This is a genomic window from Aeromicrobium sp. (genome assembly GCF_049586495.1).
GTDB lineage: Bacteria > Actinomycetota > Actinomycetes > Propionibacteriales > Nocardioidaceae > Aeromicrobium.
Window position 1 is genome coordinate 1 of sequence record NZ_JBAVCB010000242.1, and the last position, 18,924, is coordinate 18,924.

Sequence of the window (18,924 nt, forward strand, 5' to 3'; positions counted from 1 at the left end):
GCTGTACGAGGGCCGCGGGCTGATTCGACCGAACCGCACAGCCGGAGGCACCCGCCGCTACAGCCGCAGAGACGTCGTGCGTCTGCGTCGCATCACGGCGTTGCTAGATCAGGGCCTCAATCTCGCCGGCATCGCCTTGGTCCTCGAGCTGGAGACGGAGAACGCGCAGTTGCGCAACCAACTCTCGAAGCGGTAGGTCGGCGCCTGAAGGGGTTCACCACCTCCGTGACGCTCCCCATCGTGCGGAATCAGAGGCGGAGGTAGTCCAGCTGGGCCGCGACGCTCAGCTCCGCCGCGGGCCACAGACTCTGGTCGACGTCGGCGTACACCGCCTCGACGACCTCGCGCGGTGAGGACGCCCCGGCCTCGACCGCCTGCCGCACCTGATCGAGGCGTTCAGCGCGGTGCTCCAGATAGAAGTCGACCACGGCCGCCGGTTGGTCGATGACCGGACCGTGACCTGGAAGGATGCGCTGCACCATGCCCTCCTCGACCAGTTCGCGGATGTGGGCCAACGAGTCGAGGTAGGAACCCAGCACGCCGTCGGGGTGGGCGATGATCGTGGTGCCCCGTCCCAAGATGGTGTCGCCGCTGAGCAGACTCCCGTCCTCGGGCAGCAACAGGCAGACCGAGTCGGTCGTGTGTCCCGGAGTGGCGATGACGTCGATCGCCAGGCCGTCAACCTCGATCTGCTCGCCGTCGACCAGCACGTCGGCGTCTCGGCAGAACTCCGGGTCGATCGCTCGCGCCGAGGCCCCGGTGAGCTCGGCGAAGCGGCCAAGGGCTTCGGTGTGATCGAAGTGACGGTGCGTGAACAAGATCAGCGCGACCTCGCCTGATGCTGCCAGCACCGTCTGCAGATGCCGTTCATCGGCGGGACCCGGGTCGACCACGACGGACCGACGGGCACCGGGCTCGCGCAGGATCCAGGTGTTGGTGCCCTCCAGCGTCATGACGCCGGGGTTCTCGGCGAGCACGCACGACGTGCGGTCGGACACCACGGTGGCCACGGTCACGGGGCTTCTCCCAGCTCGGTCTCCAAGAACAACTCGCCGTCGATCTCGACGACACGCGGAACGACCGTGTCGAAGGTCCGGCACGCGGACGCCTCCACGATGGATGCAGCCGTGTGCCGCGCCACCTCCCGACACGTCGCCATGGTCGGCGGCATCATCGCGGCTTCACCGGCATCGATGGCGGCCAGCACCCCGCGCAGCGGTGCCCACCGTGCATGGTCTGCCTCACGACTCATGGTGCCGACCCGCTGCCCCGTAGGCAGCGCTGCCACGAAGAATCGGGTGTCGTAGCGGCGGGGTTCGAACGCGGGGGTGATCCAGTGCGCCCACGCCCCGAGCAGATCGGCGCGCAGCACCAGCCCGCGGGCGGTGAGGAAGTCACCAAATCCGATGCGGCCCTCCTCGAGGTCGTTGCGGGCCTGGTGCAGATCGGGCGTGCCCGTGTCGGAGAGCACCGAGTCGGCGTCGGGCCCGGCCAGCAGCACGCCGGTCTCCTCGAACGTCTCGCGCACTGCCGCGACGACCAGGGCGCGCGCCAAGCGCGCGTCGCATCGCCAGCGGGCAGCCCACTCATCGGCCGCAGGGCCCACCCACGGAATGTCGGCATCATGGTCGTCCGCCTGCAGACCGCCACCGGGAAACACATCGAACCCAGCGGCAAACTTCATGCTCGTCTGGCGGCGCATCAGGTACGCCTCGATGCCGTCGTCACCGTCGCGCACCACCACGATGGTGGCCGCGTCCTTGGGAGGAACCGGATCGCTCCCGCCCCGCTCGGCTGCCGCTCGTAGCCGATCGGGCAGGGGGATCCGGGTCAGGGTCATGAGACCTCGACGACCAGCTCGACCTCGACCGGTGCGTCCAACGGCAGGGCAGAGACGCCGACGGCACTGCGCGCGTGAACCCCGGCATCACCGAAGGCCAGGCCCAACAGCTCGCTCGCTCCGTTGGCGACGCCCGGCTGGCCGGTGAAGTCTGGCGTGCTGGCCACGAAGACCGTGGCCTTGACGACCCGCACGACCTGCTCGATGTCGACCTGCGAGGCCACGGCGGCGATCGCGTTCAAGGCGCACTGGCGGGCGCAGTCGTACGCGGTCTCGGGGCTCACGTCGCCACCGACCTTGCCAGTGGCGATCAGCTCGCCAGCGACCATCGGCAGCTGGCCGGAGGTGAAGACGTGGTGGCCGGACCGCACGGCCGGCACGTACACGGCGACAGGCTTGGGGGCGTCAGGAACAGCGAGCCCTTCGGCCGCAAGTCGCTCCGCGACGGTCATGAGGACACCGCCCGCTTGAAATAGGCGACCAGGTTCTCGGTGTTCAACGGATTGGGAACGATCTGCACGAGCTCCCACCCGTCCGATCCGAAGTTGTCCAGGATCTGCTTGGTGTTGTGCACCAGCACGGGCGCTGTCAAGTACTCCCACTGAGTCATGACCCGACTGTATAGGTGGCGCGGCGCGGTGCGCTGCCCCCCAGCGCCAGCCGTAGCCCTGCCGGACAGCCCGGGCATCGGTAGGGTCGGATCGTGGCCATCGCATCAGATCTGCACATCGTCACCGGCAAGGGTGGAACAGGCAAGACCACCGTGGCGGCGGCTCTGGCGATGTCGCTGGCGGGCACGGGACGGCGGGTGCTGCTGTGCGAGGTCGAGGGACGACAGGGCATCGCGCAGCTGTTCGATGTCGCGCCGCTGCCCTACGAGGAGCGCAAGATCGCCGTCGGTCCCACGGGCGGTGAGGTGTACGCCTTGGCCATCGACCCGGAATCGGCGCTGCTGGAGTACCTGCAGATGTTCTACCGGCTCGGCCGAGCGGGGCGTGCGCTCGACCGATTCGGCATCATCGACTTCGCCACCACCATCGCGCCTGGCGTGCGCGACGTGCTGCTGACCGGCAAGGTCTACGAGGCCGCCAAGCGCGAGACCGGAGACCGCTTCGTCTACGACGCCGTCGTCCTGGACGCGCCTCCGACCGGCCGCATCACCCGGTTCCTGAACGTCAACTCCGAACTGGCCGGTCTGGCCAAGGTGGGGCCCATTAGGCGTCAAGCCGACTCGATCATGCAGATGATGCGCGCCCCCTCGACCCACGTCCACCTGGTCACGGTGCTCGAGGAGATGCCGGTGACCGAGACGATCGACGCGATCGCCGAGCTCGGCGTCGCCCGGCTCCCGGTGGGCCACGTCGTGGTCAACCTGATTCAACCGGACCTCATCACTGAGCCAACGCGGGCGGCCCTGGCCGCCGATACGCTCGACGCGGACGCCATCGGCGCAGTGCTGGACCGGGCCGGTCTACCAGCCAGCGCCGCGGGCTCACTGATCGACGGCGGTCTCGATGCAGCCCATCGAGCCGAGCTGCAGGGCGACCAACGCGCCGCGCTCGAGCACTGCGGGCGCCCCGTCATCGAGCTGGATCGTCGCCCCGACGGCATCGATCTCGGCGCGCTGTACGAGATGTCAGACCAGCTGAAGGACCTCACGTGACCGGCAAACCACGTACCGAAAGGTCTGGCCGCCGATCGCGCTCTGGACCTCGCGTGCTGATCGACGACGCGAGCCGCGACGGCCGGCTGAACATCGACGGACTGCTGGCCGACCGCGGCACCGAGATCATCGTCTGCTGCGGATCGGGCGGTGTCGGCAAGACCACGACTGCCGCCGCTCTCGCGTTGCGCGCAGCAGAGCAGGGCCGCAGGGTCTGCGTCCTCACGATCGATCCGGCTCGCCGCCTTGCGCAGTCGATGGGCCTGACCGAGCTCGACAACTCCCCCCGGCCGGTCCCGGGCGTCAGCGGCGAAGGGTCGCTGCACGCCATGATGCTCGACATGAAGCGCACCTTCGACGAGGTCGTGGAGCAGCATGCCACTCCCGAGAAGGCTGCGCAGATCCTGGCCAATCCGTTCTACGTGGCACTGTCGAGCTCGTTCGCTGGCACGCAGGAGTACATGGCCATGGAGAAACTGGGTCAGCTGCACGCGGAGTCGGTCGCCGACGAACGACGGTGGGATCTGATCGTCGTCGACACCCCTCCCTCGCGCTCAGCGCTCGACTTCCTCGACGCCCCCGAGCGCCTGTCGTCGCTGCTGGACGGACGGTTCATCAAGCTGTTGTTGTTTCCGGCCAAGGGGCCGGCACGACTGCTCACCGCCGGTCTCGGGATCGTGACCTCGGCCTTGAACAAGGTGCTGGGCGCGCAGTTCCTGACCGATCTGCAGACCTTCATCGCCGCGTTCGACACGCTCTTCGGTGGCTTCCGGCAACGCGCCGAGACCACGTACGCGCTGCTGCAGGCCCCCGAGACGGCCTTCTTGGTGATCGCCGCACCCGAGCCAGCGGCCATGCGCGAGGCGGCCTACTTCGTCGAGCGTCTGGCTGGCGAGAAGATGCCGTTGTCCGGGCTGGTCGTCAACCGGGTCCACGAGGACGACGCCAGCGGTGTCACGGCGCCCGCGGCCGAGAGCGCGGCAGCGCGGCTGCAGGGTGGTGACGCCACCGACCAGATGACGTCGGACCTGCTGACGGTTCGGGCCGAGAGATTGCGAGTCGGCGCACGCGAGGGTCGACAGCGTCGTACCTTCACGGCGGCCCACCCGTCGGTGGCGACGGTGTCGGTAGCGGCCCTGTCAGGCGACGTGCACGATCTTGACGCCCTACGCGAGATCGGACGTCTGCTCGCCGGTTGACGTGTTCAGCTCACGAGGCTCGGAGCAAGAACCGATCGCCACGTGGTGACATTGGGACGTCGACGCAACAGCGCACGGCGCTCGCGCTCGGTCATGCCGCCCCAGACACCCCACTCGATACGGTTGTCCAGCGCCTCGACCAGGCACTCGGCCTTCACGTCGCATCCGGCGCACACGGTCTTGGCCCGGTTCTGCTCGGCGCCCTGCACGAACAGCTGGTCAGACTTTCCCCTGCAGGCGGCCTGTGCCGCCCAGTTGTCATTCCACATGATCCGAGACCTTCCCGAGACAGCCGCAGTTGGCTGAAGTTGAGCGTCCTCCCATGCTGTGAAAGTCCTGAGAATATGGCCAGACCCGAACAGAGTCATCTTGTCTGGTTCCGATGAACTATGGCCATTTCGCCGCGGTTCCTGTTCACACCAGCCCCACAGGTGCTCTCAGGGTTCTCCCGTAAGATTTCTTCATGGCTTCTTCGTTTGCTGACGCGGTTCGTCGACTCGTGCAGTCGGAGCGCCAGCCGACGTCCACGGCAGGCATTCTCGGGTCGATGACCCGCCTGTCGGTCATCGCCGGGCTGGGTGTCGCGCTGATCGCCATTCCGGCCGCCTCATTCGTCGCAGTGACCGCCAATCAGGTCAGCAACGACATCATCGAGCTTCCGCTGGAGCTGGAAGATCTGCCGAACCCCCAGACCACCGTGGTGCTGGCCAACAACGGCAAGCGTCTCGCCTACTTCTATCAAGAGAACCGGCAGGACATTCCGCTGGAGAAGATCGCGCCGGTCACTCAGGAAGCCCTGCTGGCGATCGAGGATTCGCGCTTCTACGATCACGGCCCTCTTGATCTGCAGGGAACTCTTCGCGCGCTGGTCAACAATGCATCGGCGGGGCAGACCCAAGGCGGCTCCACGATCACGCAGCAGCTGGTCAAGCTGACTCTCGTGTCGCAGGCCACCACCAAGGCCCAGCGCCGGGCCGCCGTGGAGAAGTCGACAGCCCGCAAGATCCGCGAGCTCAAGCTCGCCATCAAGTACGAGGAGACGCACTCCAAGAAAGAGATCCTGGAGCGCTACCTGAATCTCGCCTACTTCGGCGATGGCGCATGGGGCATCAACTCCGCCGCGTTCCACTACTTCTCCAGGAGCCCGGACAAGCTCAACACCAGGCAGGCGGCAACGCTCGCCGGGCTGGTCAAGAATCCCGACGAGTTCAACCCCGTCGCCTTCCCCGAGAAGGCGCTCCAGCGGCGCAACACCGTGCTCGCAGTCATGGCGCGCGACGGGCTGATCACCCAGGAGAAGGCCGAGGAGATCCAGGCATCTCCCCTCGGGCTCAAGGTCACCAAGTATCCCAACGGTTGCGTGGAATCGGTCGCCTCCTTCTCCTGCGACTACATCCGGCGCTACCTGCTGACGGACAAGGCGCTCGGCGCCACGGTGGAGGATCGTCGCCAGGCGATCGAGCGGGGCGGCCTCACGATCAAGTCCAACATCGACCTGTCGATGCAGAAGGCCGCCAACAAGGCGGTCAGCAGCACGGTGGCACCCAAGGACAAGGCTCTCGGCATGATGGCGATGGTCGAACCGGGCACCGGCAAGGTGCGTGGGGTCGCCCAGTCCCGACCCATGGGACGCAACGTCAAGAAGGGCGAGTCGTTCATCAACTTCACGGTGCCCCGCAAGTTCGGCGACTCCGGCGGCTTCTCGGCGGGATCGACGTTCAAGATGTTCACGGTTGCCGCAGCGCTCGACCAAGGCATCAGTGTCGGCCAGACCTTCAACTCGCCGCCGCGGCTGACCATGCCCCCGGGGTCGTACACCGACTGCCAGGGTGGCGGCACGGCGAAGTGGGATGTCAAGAACTCCACCACCTCGGGCAACAAGAACATGTACACCGGCCTCAGCGAGTCGGTGAACACCTACTTCGCCCTGCTGGAGAAGAAGGCCGGCTTGTGCAACGTGGTCCGCATGGCCGAGGCGATGGGCATCACGGTGCCCTTCGATCCCAAGACCGGCGTGACCGATCAAGTGGGGCCGTTCACCCTGGGCGTCACCAGCGTCAGCCCGCTGGAGATGGCAGCGGCCTACGCCACCCCAGCATCGGGCGGCCTGTACTGCAAGCCGCAGCCAGTCAACGAGATCATCGACCGCAACGGCGAGGTGCTCAAGAAGTACAAGCCCGACTGCAAGCGGGTGCTGTCCAAGGGCGTCGCCGCTCAGATCAATGACATCTTGCGCATCGTGCAGGAGCGCGGCTACGGCTTCCAGAACGGCACCGGCCTGCGCATCCCCTCAGCGGCCAAGACCGGAACAGCCCAGGACAACCAGGCCGTCTCCTACGCCGGCTACACCCCCGAGCTGTCGACGTTCTCGATGATCGCCGGCGTCAAGAAGAACGGCGGGCCCAAGACCTTGGCCGGTGTCACGATCAACGGGCGCCTGCTGAACTTTGCATCTGTCGGCGGCAGCTCGCTGGCCGGTCCGATGTGGAAAAAGGCCATGGGAACCATCCAGGACCAGCTTTCACCGGTCAATTTCGGATCTCCAGCAGAGAGTCGGCCGACGGTCCGGGCCAGGAAGCCCGCCGACACCTCGAACGACGAAGACGAAGACGACGAAGGCTGACTCCGTCAGGCGCCGAGCTGCCGCTTGACCTCTGCGGCGACAACGCCTGAGTCAGCCTTGCCCTTGGTCTGCGGCGTGACCACGCCCATGACCTTGCCCATGGCGCGCATCCCCTCGCCGCCGGCTCCGGTGCTCTCGACGGCCGCCGAGACCACCGTAGCGATCTCCTCACCCGTCATCTGCTCGGGCAGATACTCGGCCAGAATCGCCGCCTCCGCGGTCTCCTTCTCCGCCATCGCGGGGCGGTTGCCCGCGGTGAACGCCTCGGCCGCCTCACGCCGCTTCTTGACCTCACTGCCAAGAACGGCCATGACCTCGTCGTCGCTGATCTCGCGGGCCTCCTTGCCAGCCACTTCCGCGGTCGTGATCGCCGTCAAGACCATGCGCAGCGTCGAGGACCGCATCGCATCGCGCGCCTTGATCGAGGCGGTCAGGTCGGTGCGCAACTGATCCTTCATGGCAGACATGAGGCAAGTGTCCCACCTGGCTGTGCGACGCTGGGTGCATGCATGTGCTGGCACTGACGGCGGGCGTCGCGACAGCGGGGCTGGCCTGGTCCACATTCGTCGAGCCGCACGCATTCGCGCTGCGCCGAGCCACCGTGCCGGTGCTGGCTGCTGGATCCGAGCCGCTGCGAGTGCTCCACCTCAGCGACACCCACATGACGCCTCGTCAGGGGCACAAGCAGGCCTGGCTGCGCGGCCTCGCCGACCTCGAGCCGGACCTCGTGGTCAACACCGGCGACAATCTCTCCCATGTCGACGCACTGCCGTCGGTGATCAGGGCCTACGGCGATCTGCTCGACCTGCCGGGGGTCTTCGTGTTCGGTTCCAACGACTACTACTCCCCCCGCCTCAAGAATCCGGTGCGGTATCTGACTGGCGGGACCGGCGTGGCCAGCAACGGCGCGTGGATGCGCGAGAAGGATCTGCCGTTCGAGGCCATGCGTGCGAACTTCACGCGCCGGGGGTGGACCGACCTGTCGAACCAGCACGGCGAGCTCGAGGTCGCCGGGCGCCAGGTGTCGTTCGTGGGCGTGGACGACCCGCATCTGCACCTCGATGAGCTGGACGATGCACCGGCCGACGCCTCGGCGGACCTTGCGATCGGCGTGACCCACGCGCCGTACCTGCGGGTGCTGGACCGGTGGAATTCGCTGGGCTACCCGCTGATTCTCGCCGGGCACACCCACGGCGGGCAGCTGCGCGTCCCGTTCTACGGCGCGCTCGTCACCAATTGCGATCTCGATCGCACGAGGGCTCGCGGACTGCACCAGCACCAGGTCGAGGACCACCCCGCATCGTGGCTGCACGTGTCCGCCGGACTCGGCTCTTCGCCCGTGACACCGGTCCGATTCGCCTGCCGACCCGAGGCGACCCTGCTCACCCTGACTGCGGTAGACTCACCCGGGTTGCCCGGCTAGAGGCAACGGGGTGTGGCGCAGCTTGGTAGCGCGCGTCGTTCGGGACGACGAGGTCGCAGGTTCAAATCCTGTCACCCCGACCAGCCAGACCAGATTCACCATCTCGAAGCAGCGGCCAGACCATGACGGTCTGGCCGTTCGTCATGTCTGACCCGAGATACGGTGCGTCTCGATCAGGAGATGGCGAGGCCCTCGTCGAGGGGACGCCGAACGAGCGTGGGGCGTGCCGTGTGGTGTGGAACACTTGCTCCATGGCCGACGATCAGACACCGAAGAAGGTGGTGAAGCGCGTCGTCAAGCGACCGATAGCACCGACCACACCGGCAGCGGGCGGCCCGACGATGCGTTACGGCCGCCCGGCCGACAGCCCCGCGACGAAGGTCGCTGCGCGCGATCAACCCGCTGCAGCACCACCCTCGCCGGGCGGACCCATCACCACGGTCAAGTCCAAGGGCAAGGGCCTGCCGGCCATCAAACGGCCGTCCATCTCCGCGCCGAACATCAACGTCAAGCCTGCGCTCGACTCCATCCGGTCCCGCACCTCCAGTGCTGCCACGGCGATAGGTTCCCGAGCAGGTCGCGCTGGGCGAGCCACGAGTGACTTCACGGCCCACCGGTGGGCTGCGGTCCGCGCGTGGCGCATCCCGCAGCTGGAGCCGACGCGCGCCACCGTCATCACAGGACTGCTGGTCGGACTGATCTGCGTCGGCCTGGGCGTCGCGGCGTTGGCCCTGTTCACAGAGGTGCGCGGTGTCGCCAATGGCGGCCCCCTGTGGGGCACGCTCACCTTCGTCATCGTGTCCATCGTGGCGTTCGCGCTCGGCGAGCGACTGCTCGGCGCCTTCGGCACAGCCGCGCCACGAGTGACCAGCTTCCTGGCCGTCATGCTGACCCTCATCACGATCCTCAGCGTGTTCCTCGGCCTGGCCGACTCTCGCTTCGGCCTGGTGCTGGTTCCGGTCCTCACCGCCGCCGCATTCTGGGTGGCCCACCGGTTGCTCGCCATGGCCGAGTCGAGCCCCGCCGACGTCGAGTGACTGAGATCCTGTGGGAACCTTCCGGCGACGGGCGGTCTCGCATCGAGCAGTTTGGTCGATGGCTCGCTGACCAGGGCATCGTGGATGCCGCCGACTACGCCGACATGTGGTCGTGGTCGGTCGAGAACCTCGATGACTTCTGGAGTGCGCTGTGGCGGTGGGCCGACCTGCCCGCAGACGGGGACGGCACGGTCGCTCTCGCCGAGGCCTCCATGCCCGGCGCTCGCTGGTTCCCTGACGTTCGTCTCAACTACGCGGAGGCGATGCTGGCGATGCCCGGTCGCGGCGACGACGACACCGTCCTCGTGGCCGCCTCGCACAGTCGCCCTGACGTCGAGCTGAGCGCCGCCCAGCTACGCGACCAGGTAGCTCGTGCCCGGGCCGGACTGTTGCGAGCCGGGGTGCAACCACGGGACCGGGTCGCCGCGTACTCGCCCAACATTCCCGAGACGCTGGTGCTGCTGCTGGCGGCCGCAAGCATCGGCGCCGTGTTCTCCTCGTGCGCGCCGGAGTTCGGGACCCAGTCTGTCGTCGATCGGTGGCAGCAGATCGAGCCCACCGTGCTGCTGACCGTCGACGGCTACGGCTATGGCACCAAGTCAATCGATCGGCGTGACGAAGTCGAGCAGATCCGTGCAGCGCTGCCGAGCGTGCGCGCGCATGTGTGGCTGCCCTACCTGGCAGACGACGCGCCGCCTCCTGCCGGTGCCGTCACGTGGGCCGATTTCACCGCCACGTCCGGACCCCTGGAGTTCGATCGGTTGCCGTTCGACTGGCCGTTGTACGTCCTGTTCTCCTCGGGCACGACCGGGCTCCCCAAGCCGATCGTGCACGGGCACGGCGGCATCACGGTCGAACACGTGAAGTCGCTGGCACTGCACCACGATCTCGGCCCTGCCGATCGTTTCTTCTGGTTCTCGACGACCGGCTGGATGATGTGGAATCTCCTGATCTCCGGCCTCTCGGTGGGCGCGACCATCGTGATGTTCGACGGTCATCCGGCCCCTCCCGACGACTCCGGCGCACCCGATGTGACCCTGTTGTGGCGCATGGCTGAGCGCCTCGGCATCACCTACTTCGGCACCAGCGCGCCCTTCCTGCTGCAGTGTCGCAAGGCTGGCATCGTGCCGCGCGAGATGGCCGATCTGTCCGCTGTGCGTGGCGTCGGCTCGACCGGAGCACCCTTGCCGGGCGAGGGGTTTCGCTGGGTGTACGAAGCGGTCAGCGACACAGCTCAGCTGAGCTCGGTCAGCGGCGGCACCGACATCTGCGCAGCCTTCGTGGGGGCGTCGCCCACCGTGCCGGTGTACGCCGGCGAGATGTCGTGCCGCATGCTCGGCTGCGCCGTCGAGGCCTTCGATGATCAGCACCAGGCGGTCATCGGGTCGCTCGGCGAGCTCGTCATCACGCAACCGATGCCGTCGATGCCGGTGGGCTTCTGGGGCGACGAGGACGGTTCCCGGTACCGGGCCGCGTACTTCGAGGACATCCCCGGCGTGTGGCGACATGGCGACTGGATCACCATCTCCGAGATCGGCACCTGCACCATCACGGGCCGCAGCGACGCCACCTTGAACCGCGGCGGCGTGCGTCTGGGCACCTCGGAGTTCTACTCCGTCGTCGAGGCCTTGCCCGTCGTCACCGACAGCCTCGTGGTCCATCTGGAGGACGACGAGGGAGGAGCGGGCCAGCTGATGCTGTTCGTCACCTTGTCCGAAGGCCGAGAACTCGACGATGGCCTGCGGCGAGAGATCGCCGGAGCGCTGCGCAGCAAGCTGTCGCCGCGCCACGTACCCGACCAGATGCACCAGCTGCAGACGCTCCCCCGCACCCTCTCGGGCAAGAAGCTGGAGGTCCCGGTCAAGAAGATCCTGCAGGGCGTCCCGATCGACCAGGCCGCCGCCCCCGGCGCCCTCGCCGACCCCTCCGCCCTGGACCCCTTCGTCAACCTCCTGCGCTGACGACTGAACGGTCAGCGGAGCAGGAGCTCGGCGATCTGCACCGTGTTGAGGGCCGCTCCCTTGCGCAGGTTGTCGCCGGACACGAACAGGACGAGGCCTCGCTGGCCGTCGATCGAACCATCTTGGCGGATCCGACCGACCAGACTTGGGTCAGCGCCGGCAGCCTTCAGCGGCGTGGGAACCTCGGCCAGCTGCACTCCTGGGGCTTCGGCCAGCAGCGCCGTGGCCTGCTCGACCGTGATGTTCTCGGCGAACTCGGCATTGATCGACAGCGAGTGTCCCGTGAACACCGGCACTCGTACGCAGGTGCCCGCGACCCGCAGATCAGGGATGCCAAGAATCTTGCGGGTCTCGTTGCGGAGCTTCTGCTCCTCATCGGTCTCGAAGGACCCGTCATCCACGATGGAGCCAGCCATCGGCAGCACGTTGAAGGCGATCGAGTCGACGTAGACCTGCGGGGCCGGAAAGTCGACAGCCGATCCGTCGTAGGCCAGCTCATCAGCCGACTCGACGACGGCAAGCGCCTGGTCGTGCAGCTCGCGCACACCGGCGATGCCCGAGCCGGACACGGCTTGGTAGCTGCTGACCACGAGCCGAATCAGCCCAGCGGCGTCGTGCAACGGCTTGAGCACCGGCATGGCGGCCATGGTCGTGCAGTTCGGGTTCGCGATGATGCCGCGCCCGCCCGGACCGTCACCGTCAGGAATGTCCCCGGGGTTGACCTCGCTCACCACCAGCGGAATGGTGGGGTCCTTGCGGAATGCCGAGGAGTTGTCCACCACGGTGACGCCGGCCTCCGCGAACCGCGGGGCGTGAGCCCGCGAAGTGGCGGCGCCAGCGGAGAACAAGGCGATGTCGAGGCCGGCAGGATCGGCCGTCTCCGCGTCCTCGATGACGATCTGTTCACCCCGAAATGGCAGGGTCTTGCCCGCCGAGCGCGGCGAGGCGAAGAATCTCACGCTGTCGGCCGGGAAGTCGCGTTCCTCCAAGATGCTGCGCATGGCGACGCCCACCTGTCCGGTAGCGCCAACAATGCCAATGCTCACCATGCAACGTTCTCCTTGTGACGGGGTCCCCGCGGAGTTGTGCGCGGGGGAGCGAAGCGGCGGAGCGAAGAACTCCGTGGGGTGTCTTGTCCGGTGGCCCCGACGATGCCGATGCTCGTCATCGGCCGGTCCCCCCGTAGACGACTGCTTCGACTTCATCGTTGCCGAGCTCGAACTCGGCATGGGCGGCGTTGACTGCGGCGTCGACCAAGGCCTCGGCGACGACCACCGAGATGCGGATCTCCGAGGTGGAGATCATCTCGATGTTCACCCCGACGTCTGCCAACGCCTGGAAGAAGCGGGCCGTGATGCCCGGCTCGGAGCGCATGCCGGCGCCGACGATCGACACCTTGCCCACGCTGTCGTCGTACTGCAGCCGTTCGTAGCCGACGGTGTCCTGCAGACGCGCCAGAGCAGTCATGGCGGTCTGGCCGTCCGTCCGCGGGAGGGTGAACGAGATGTCGGTCAGCGCGGTGGCTGCGGCCGACACGTTCTGCACGACCATGTCGATGTTGATCTGGGCCTCGGCCAACGCGTTGAAGATCGATGCCGCGAAACCGACCTTGTCGGGCACGCCGACCACAGTGATCTTGGCTTCGCTGCGATCGTGCGCGACGCCGCTGATGATGGCTTGCTCCATGGTGTCCACGTCCTCGGTTCGGACCACCCACGTGCCGGGCTTGTCAGAGAACGACGAGCGCACGTGAATGGGGATGTCGTTGCGGCGCGCGTACTCGACGCATCGCAGGTGCAGGATCTTGGCGCCGTTGGCGGCCATCTCGAGCATCTCCTCGTACGAGAGCTTCGGAATCTGGCGCGCCGTGGGCACGATGCGGGGATCGGCGGTGAAGATGCCGTCGACGTCGGTGTAGATCTCGCAGACCTCGGCGCCGAGGGCTGCGGCCAGAGCGACGGCCGTGGTGTCGGAGCCGCCGCGTCCCAGAGTGGTGATGTCCTTGGTGGTCTGCGAGACACCCTGGAATCCAGCCACGATCGCGATGGCGCCCTCGGCCAGCGCGGACTCGATGCGGCCGGGTGTGACGTCGATGATCTTGGCGCGTCCGTGGGCGGCGTCAGTGATGACCCCCGCCTGGGAACCGGTGAAGGACCGTGCTTCGTGACCGAGGCTGCCGATGGCCATGGCCAGCACCGCCATCGAGATCCGCTCACCGGCCGTGAGGAGCATGTCCAGCTCACGGGCGGTCGGCAGCGGTGCGACCTCGTTGGCGAGCTCGATGAGGTCGTCCGTGGTGTCGCCCATGGCCGAGACCACGACGACGACGTCGTGACCAGCCTTCTTGGTCGCGACGATGCGCTGAGCGACCCTCTTGACGCTGGTGGCGTCGGCAACCGAGGAGCCGCCGTACTTCTGGACGACAATGCCCACGAGAAATCCTTGGATCAACCGGATACGGATGCGCGACGCTGCGCGGGCCCACTCTACCGGGCCGTGCGACTAGCGGTACTCGGGATTGGCCCAGGTGTCCTGTTCGACATCGCGGCGGTTGCCGTAGGTCGGGATGCCGCCCGCGGCCTTCCACAGGCGCGCCGTGTGCAGCAGGTTGTAGGTCATGAACGCCGTGTTGCGGTTGGTGAAGTCGTTCTCGGGGCCGCCTGATCCTTCGTCGAGGTAGGACGGGCCCGGGCCGGCCTCGCCGATCCAACCGGCGTCGGCCTGCGGCGGGATCGTGAAGCCCACATGCTGCAGCGAGTACATGATGTTCATCGCGCAGTGCTTGACGCCGTCTTCGTTCCCTGTGATCAGGCAGCCACCGACCTTGCCGTAGAAGACGGACTGGCCCTCGTCGTTGAGGATTCCCGACTCGGAGTACAGCCGCTCGATGACCTGCTTCATGATGCTGCTGTTGTCACCCAGCCAGATCGGGCCGGCCAGGATGAGGATCTCGGCGGCCATGATCTGCTGGCTGATGCCGGGCCATGCGTCCACGTCCCACCCGTGCTCGGTCATGTCGGGGTACACGCCCGTGGCGATGGGATGGTCGATCGCGCGGATCTCGGTGACCGCGACGCCGTGCCCTCGCATGATGTCGGCGCTCATGGTGACGAGCCCGTCGGTGTGGCTCTTCTCCGGCGACCTTTTCAGGGTCGCGTTGATGAAGACGGCGGACAGGTCGCTGAAGTCGGGCGAATCAGTCATCTGTCGAGTGTGTCGCAGGTCGGCGACCACCGCGACCCGTCAGGCGGGTGCGGTCGCCGAGGCGATCGAGGTGCGACCCTCGAAGGCTCGGCCCAGGGTGAGCTCGTCGGCGTACTCGAGATCGCCGCCGACCGGCAGGCCGCTGGCGAGCTTGCTGACCTTGATGCCGAGTGTGGAGAGCTGGCGGATCAGGTAGGTGGCCGTGGCCTCGCCCTCGAGGTTCGGGTCCGTGGCGATGATGACCTCGGTGATCCCGGCATCGTTGAGCCGCACGAACAGCTCCTTGATGCGCAGCTGGTCAGGGCCGATGCCCGCGATCGGCGAGATGGCGCCGCCCAGCACGTGGTAGCGACCGCGGTACTCGCGGGTCCGCTCGATGGCGATGACGTCCTTGCTCTCCTCGACCACGCACAGCACGGTGGCGTCACGTCGCGGATCGGCGCAGATGCGGCACTCCGTGTCGACGGTGACGTTGCCACAGGTGGCACAGAAGTGGACCTTGGCCTTGACCTCGGTCAGGGTGGCCGCGAATCGGTTGACGTCGGCGGGGTCGGCGTCCAGCAGGTGGAAGGCGATGCGCTGGGCGCTCTTCGGACCGATCCCGGGCAGCTGCCCGAGCTCGTCGATGAGGTCCTGAATCACGCCGTCGTACATGCCTGCAGCCTAGTGGGCGCCTCCCCACGCTGTTGACTGCCGCGCGGCGTCGAAACCGTCAGGAGCTCAGGAACGAGCGAAGCATCTCGTGACCGTGGGCGGTCAGGATCGACTCAGGATGCATCTGCACCCCCTCGACCCGATGGCTCTGGTGCCGCACGCCCATCAGCAGGCCCGACGCGGTGTGGGCCGTGGCGATCAGGTCGGCAGGCAACGTGTCTTCGTCGATGACCAACGAGTGATACCGAGCGCACACGACCGGGCTGGGAAGACCGGCGAAGATGCCGAGTCCGTCGTGGTGCACCAGCGATGGCTTGCCGTGCACGACCTCGGGCGCTCGCACGACGTCAGCGCCGTAGACCTCGCCGATCGCCTGATGTCCAAGACAGACGCCGAGGGTGGGCGTGGTGGGGCCGAGGCGGCGGATCGCCTCGACGCTGATACCGGCATCGGCCGGGGTACCGGGCCCGGGCGAGACGACCAGATGGGTGAAGTCGCCCCGATCGCGCGCTGCCACCAGATCGTCGACCGAGATCGCGTCATTGCGGACGACCTCGCAGCCAGCGCCGAGCTCGGAGGCGTACTGCACCAGGTTGTAGACGAAGGAGTCGTAGTTGTCGATGAACACGACGTTCGGAGCGGTGTGCAGGTTCCCGGTCAGCTTTTCCCTGCGTTCCGCCGCACACGTAGGGGAGTCGTCACGCCAGAAGCGCCAGAGCTCGGCTTGGATCCACTGAGTGGTCAGGCCGACCTTCCACTCCCGGTCGTCGACCTGCGTGACGGGGACGACGCCGCGCAGCGAGTTGGTCACGAAGACCTCGTTGGCGCGGGCTAGATCGGCAGCGGTGAGGCGACGCTGGAAGACCGGTACCGACGACGCGCGCAGCAGCTCGACCACGCGGGCGCGGGCCGTGCCGGGCAGGATGCGGCCGTCGGTGGGCGCGGTGTGCACCCCGTCGTCCAGCACGAGGAACACTGATGACCGGCCGCCTTCGAGGATCGAGCCGTCGATGTCGACGACCAGATGGTCAGCCGCCGGCCCGAGCGGCTCGGCGAGCGCCGTGCGGTCGGACCACTTGTGCTCCCCCAATCCGCCGGCGATGGTGCGGGACCGCAGCGACCACGCGCCATGGTCGTCGTCAATGGAACGAACAGCCATCGTGACCTGCACGTCTGAGCCAGACGGCACGGCGTCAAGGCGTAGTCGCTGGCGGCCCGACAGTCCGGACACGCGTCGCACGACGGCGTCGTCGAGGCCGGCGCGGATGGTGGTGCCGTAGACCGCGCGCACCGAGGCGTCGAGCCGGGCGAGGTGGGAGTCGAGGTCGATCGCCACGCCATCCTCGACCAGCACCGTGTCGTAGAGACCGAGCGCACGATCAGCTGAGGCGGTGGGCAGGTCGCGGTCCCACCGTTGCGATCGACTGACGGCCATGTCGGCTCGCAGGTCGAGGCGCCCGCCAATCGCCTCGATCAAGGGACGCGCCTTGACCAGGCATTCGGCCAGCTCACCGTCCGGCGTGGAATCGGCGACCACACCACCGCCGACGCCGAGCCACACCCGGTCGGCTGCTCCGTCGTTGAACGCGAACTCAAAGGTGCGGATGACGACGTTCAGCTCCAGGCCGGCAGTCGCGCTGACGTGGCCGATGGCACCGGTGTACGCCTCTCGCCCCGTGGTCTCCAGATCGTTGATGATCTCCATCGCCCGGACCTTCGGCGCCCCCGTGACCGACCCCGGTGGGAAGGTGGCGCGCAGCAGCTGGGCGTCGGTGACGTCGTGACCAAGATGCCCCACCACGTCGGATACCAAGTGCCACACGGCGTGCCGCTCGGCCCTCGTGATGGCCGGGACCCGCACCGAGCCGGGCACGCTCACGCGGCCGAGGTCGTTACGCATCAGGTCGACGATCATGATGTTCTCGGCGCGGTCCTTGGCTGATGCGACGAGCTCGTCCGGATCGGAGTCGAGTGCCGCGGTGCCCTTGATCGGCGACGTGAGCACTTCGTCACCGGTGCGGCGCAAGAACAGCTCGGGCGAGAAGCTGGCGAGCGCGCCCTCAGGCGACGACACGAACGCGCCGTACGCGGGCGCGAGCCGTTCGGCGCCCGCGCAGAACGCATCAAGCGGATCGCCTGACCACGGAGCCTCGAGCCGAGTGCACAGATTGGCCTGAAAGATGTCACCCGCCTCGATGTGTTCGATGACGCGGGCCAGCTTGGCACGGTGGATGTGGGGGGCGGGCGTCATCTGGAAGGTGCCGACCTCACACGGCCGCGCCGGTGCCGGCTCGCCGAGCAGAACCTCGAGAATCGCCGCGTCACGGGCGTCGTCGCGGCGCAACGACTCCAACCACCAGCGCCCGTCAGCGCGGCGCAGCACGTGATCGTAGAACGCGATGCGGTGGTCTGGCTGCGGCGTCGGGCGGTGCGGTGCAGGCGGAAGCCGCTCGATCAAGGTGCCCAGCTGATAGCCCCACGCGCCGATCCACCCGCCGCCGAATCCGGCCGCCGAGCCGGGCTGTGACGCAGACCGGGCAAGATCGATGTCAAACGGATCGCCGGTGAGCACACGGGAGGGGTCGAACGCGATCAATGCCTCACCGTGGTGCCACGCCCCGACCAGTGCGACGAGACGGTCGCGGCCGCGGAATCGGCGCAGGACGTCAAGTGGCGCCAGGTCGAGATCCACACGAGTGCGAAAGACCTGACTGCCAAAGGTGTCAGCCGTGCGGGGTGTCGTCAATGATCTGGGCCCCCAGCTCGCGGGTGAGCAGCTCTTCTGGGTCGGTCAGGCCGTCGTCGACGACCTCGTCGTCGGCGCGCGCATCAGCGTCGGGGTCACCGGCGTCCTCGACCGGTTGGCTGAGCCGGTCGCGCACCGCTTGGGCTGCCGCTCCGGTGACCCCCGGGCGCACAGCAGGCTCCGCCGCCGCCGGCTCGGACGGCGTGGGGGTGGCGGTGACGTCGATCATGGTGTCGATCGACCATGAGCCACCGAGGACTTCGGTGAGAGCCCGCGCCAACGGCTCGGCGACCTTGTTGGTCATGAAGGAGTCGCGGGCCCCGGCGTTGCTCAGACCGATCGTGAGCATGGTGCCCTCGAGATCGACGACCTGGGCGTTCTGGCTGAGCATGACCCAGGCAAAGCGACGCATGGCCTGCACCTTCCCGAGCACCTCCGGCCACAGCCGACGGACATCGGCGACTGTCAGGGTGCCAGCTGGTGCTTCCGGTGCTTCCGGCTCGGGCTCGGGAGTCGGGTCCACCTGCGCCGGCGCCGGTGTCTGCGCGGGAGGCTCCACCACGGCGGGAGGCGG

General features: G+C 67.6%; 18 protein-coding genes, 1 tRNA gene and 2 pseudogenes. 8 read left to right on the forward strand and 13 right to left on the reverse strand.

Annotated elements, in window-relative coordinates:
* A partial coding sequence (locus WB508_RS12355) for a MerR family transcriptional regulator (RefSeq protein WP_423845180.1) occupies window positions 1–196 on the forward strand: 196 nt, incomplete at its 5' end.
* A 52-nt stretch (window positions 197–248) separates the two neighbouring features.
* Here WB508_RS12355 and WB508_RS12360 read toward each other — a convergent pair.
* From WB508_RS12360 to WB508_RS12375, 4 genes are read right to left on the reverse strand one after another with little or no spacing between them, the layout of a single operon-like run.
* Entirely contained in the window at window positions 249–1,016 is a 768-nt protein-coding gene (locus tag WB508_RS12360; RefSeq protein WP_423845181.1) for an MBL fold metallo-hydrolase, read from the reverse strand.
* Window positions 1,013–1,840 (reverse strand): NUDIX hydrolase, encoded by an 828-nt coding sequence (locus WB508_RS12365; RefSeq protein WP_423845182.1) that lies wholly within the window; start codon window positions 1,838–1,840, stop codon window positions 1,013–1,015. Before WB508_RS12365 ends, WB508_RS12360 begins: the two co-directional genes overlap by 4 nt.
* A complete protein-coding gene (locus WB508_RS12370) occupies window positions 1,837–2,292 on the reverse strand; it encodes a RidA family protein (RefSeq protein WP_423845183.1) in 456 nt (151 codons plus the stop codon). The genes WB508_RS12365 and WB508_RS12370 overlap by 4 nt, the downstream gene beginning before the upstream one ends.
* Window positions 2,289–2,450, reverse strand: coding sequence for a DUF4177 domain-containing protein (locus WB508_RS12375; protein ID WP_423845184.1), 162 nt, complete (start codon window positions 2,448–2,450; stop codon window positions 2,289–2,291). The genes WB508_RS12370 and WB508_RS12375 overlap by 4 nt, the downstream gene beginning before the upstream one ends.
* A 93-nt stretch (window positions 2,451–2,543) precedes the next feature.
* Here WB508_RS12375 and WB508_RS12380 point away from each other — a divergent pair, with 93 nt between their 5' ends.
* Window positions 2,544–3,503, forward strand: coding sequence for an ArsA-related P-loop ATPase (locus tag WB508_RS12380; RefSeq protein WP_423845185.1), 960 nt, complete (start codon window positions 2,544–2,546; stop codon window positions 3,501–3,503).
* Between the two features lie 56 nt (window positions 3,504–3,559).
* Window positions 3,560–4,702: an ArsA family ATPase gene (locus tag WB508_RS12385; RefSeq protein ID WP_423845196.1), complete on the forward strand. Its 1,143-nt coding sequence runs from the start codon at window positions 3,560–3,562 to the stop codon at window positions 4,700–4,702.
* Window positions 4,703–4,707: 5 nt separating this feature from the next.
* On the opposite strand, the gene WB508_RS12390 is transcribed toward WB508_RS12385, so the two are convergent.
* Window positions 4,708–4,971: a WhiB family transcriptional regulator gene (locus WB508_RS12390; protein ID WP_423845186.1), complete on the reverse strand. Its 264-nt coding sequence runs from the start codon at window positions 4,969–4,971 to the stop codon at window positions 4,708–4,710.
* 194 nt (window positions 4,972–5,165) lie between these two features.
* On the opposite strand from WB508_RS12390, the gene WB508_RS12395 reads away from it, so the two are divergent.
* Complete coding sequence (locus WB508_RS12395; RefSeq protein ID WP_423845187.1) at window positions 5,166–7,325, forward strand: transglycosylase domain-containing protein; 2,160 nt, start codon at window positions 5,166–5,168, stop codon at window positions 7,323–7,325.
* Window positions 7,326–7,330: 5 nt separating this feature from the next.
* Here WB508_RS12395 and WB508_RS12400 read toward each other — a convergent pair whose 3' ends face one another.
* Complete coding sequence (locus WB508_RS12400) at window positions 7,331–7,792, reverse strand: GatB/YqeY domain-containing protein (protein ID WP_423845188.1); 462 nt, start codon at window positions 7,790–7,792, stop codon at window positions 7,331–7,333.
* A 38-nt stretch (window positions 7,793–7,830) separates the two neighbouring features.
* On the opposite strand from WB508_RS12400, the gene WB508_RS12405 reads away from it, so the two are divergent.
* The 4 genes from WB508_RS12405 to WB508_RS12420 all read left to right on the forward strand — a co-directional run bounded on the left by WB508_RS12405 (window position 7,831) and on the right by WB508_RS12420 (window position 11,746).
* Window positions 7,831–8,748, forward strand: a complete 918-nt coding sequence (locus WB508_RS12405) for a metallophosphoesterase (protein WP_423845189.1) — start codon at window positions 7,831–7,833, stop codon at window positions 8,746–8,748.
* A 6-nt stretch (window positions 8,749–8,754) separates the two neighbouring features.
* Window positions 8,755–8,831 (forward strand) — tRNA-Pro (locus tag WB508_RS12410).
* A 168-nt stretch (window positions 8,832–8,999) separates the two neighbouring features.
* Complete coding sequence (locus tag WB508_RS12415; protein ID WP_423845190.1) at window positions 9,000–9,785, forward strand: hypothetical protein; 786 nt, start codon at window positions 9,000–9,002, stop codon at window positions 9,783–9,785.
* Window positions 9,782–11,746, forward strand: a complete 1,965-nt coding sequence (locus tag WB508_RS12420; protein ID WP_423845191.1) for an acetoacetate--CoA ligase — start codon at window positions 9,782–9,784, stop codon at window positions 11,744–11,746. The genes WB508_RS12415 and WB508_RS12420 overlap by 4 nt, the downstream gene beginning before the upstream one ends.
* 11 nt (window positions 11,747–11,757) lie before the next feature.
* On the opposite strand, the gene WB508_RS12425 is transcribed toward WB508_RS12420, so the two are convergent.
* The 7 genes and pseudogenes from WB508_RS12425 to WB508_RS12455 all read right to left on the reverse strand — a co-directional run.
* Window positions 11,758–12,795, reverse strand: a complete 1,038-nt coding sequence (locus tag WB508_RS12425) for an aspartate-semialdehyde dehydrogenase (protein WP_423845192.1) — start codon at window positions 12,793–12,795, stop codon at window positions 11,758–11,760.
* A gap of 115 nt (window positions 12,796–12,910) precedes the next feature.
* Window positions 12,911–14,179 (reverse strand): aspartate kinase, encoded by a 1,269-nt coding sequence (locus tag WB508_RS12430; protein WP_423845193.1) that lies wholly within the window; start codon window positions 14,177–14,179, stop codon window positions 12,911–12,913.
* A 69-nt stretch (window positions 14,180–14,248) separates the two neighbouring features.
* On the reverse strand, window positions 14,249–14,950 hold the full coding sequence (locus tag WB508_RS12435; protein ID WP_423845194.1) for a flavodoxin family protein: 702 nt from the start codon (window positions 14,948–14,950) through the stop codon (window positions 14,249–14,251).
* 39 nt (window positions 14,951–14,989) lie between these two features.
* Complete coding sequence (recR, locus tag WB508_RS12440; RefSeq protein ID WP_423845195.1) at window positions 14,990–15,604, reverse strand: recombination mediator RecR; 615 nt, start codon at window positions 15,602–15,604, stop codon at window positions 14,990–14,992.
* Window positions 15,605–15,662: 58 nt separating this feature from the next.
* On the reverse strand, window positions 15,663–16,232 hold the full coding sequence (locus WB508_RS12445) for an anthranilate synthase component II (RefSeq protein ID WP_423845197.1): 570 nt from the start codon (window positions 16,230–16,232) through the stop codon (window positions 15,663–15,665).
* A gap of 153 nt (window positions 16,233–16,385) precedes the next feature.
* Window positions 16,386–17,855, reverse strand: a pseudogene (locus WB508_RS12450) (chorismate-binding protein); the annotation flags it as partial.
* 472 nt (window positions 17,856–18,327) lie between these two features.
* Window positions 18,328–18,924, reverse strand: a pseudogene (locus tag WB508_RS12455) (DNA polymerase III subunit gamma/tau); the annotation flags it as partial.

Coding starts and splice junctions, on each gene's coding strand:
- WB508_RS12415 (WP_423845190.1), top strand. CDS start 9,000: ATGGCCGACGATCAGACACCGAAGAAGGTGGTGAAGCGCGTCGTCAAG.
- WB508_RS12390 (WP_423845186.1), bottom strand. CDS start 4,971: ATGTGGAATGACAACTGGGCGGCACAGGCCGCCTGCAGGGGAAAGTCT.
- WB508_RS12365 (WP_423845182.1), bottom strand. CDS start 1,840: ATGACCCTGACCCGGATCCCCCTGCCCGATCGGCTACGAGCGGCAGCC.
- WB508_RS12395 (WP_423845187.1), top strand. CDS start 5,166: ATGGCTTCTTCGTTTGCTGACGCGGTTCGTCGACTCGTGCAGTCGGAG.
- WB508_RS12375 (WP_423845184.1), bottom strand. CDS start 2,450: ATGACTCAGTGGGAGTACTTGACAGCGCCCGTGCTGGTGCACAACACC.
- WB508_RS12400 (WP_423845188.1), bottom strand. CDS start 7,792: ATGTCTGCCATGAAGGATCAGTTGCGCACCGACCTGACCGCCTCGATC.
- recR (WP_423845195.1), bottom strand. CDS start 15,604: ATGTACGACGGCGTGATTCAGGACCTCATCGACGAGCTCGGGCAGCTG.
- WB508_RS12425 (WP_423845192.1), bottom strand. CDS start 12,795: ATGGTGAGCATTGGCATTGTTGGCGCTACCGGACAGGTGGGCGTCGCC.
- WB508_RS12405 (WP_423845189.1), top strand. CDS start 7,831: ATGCATGTGCTGGCACTGACGGCGGGCGTCGCGACAGCGGGGCTGGCC.
- WB508_RS12370 (WP_423845183.1), bottom strand. CDS start 2,292: ATGACCGTCGCGGAGCGACTTGCGGCCGAAGGGCTCGCTGTTCCTGAC.
- WB508_RS12435 (WP_423845194.1), bottom strand. CDS start 14,950: ATGACTGATTCGCCCGACTTCAGCGACCTGTCCGCCGTCTTCATCAAC.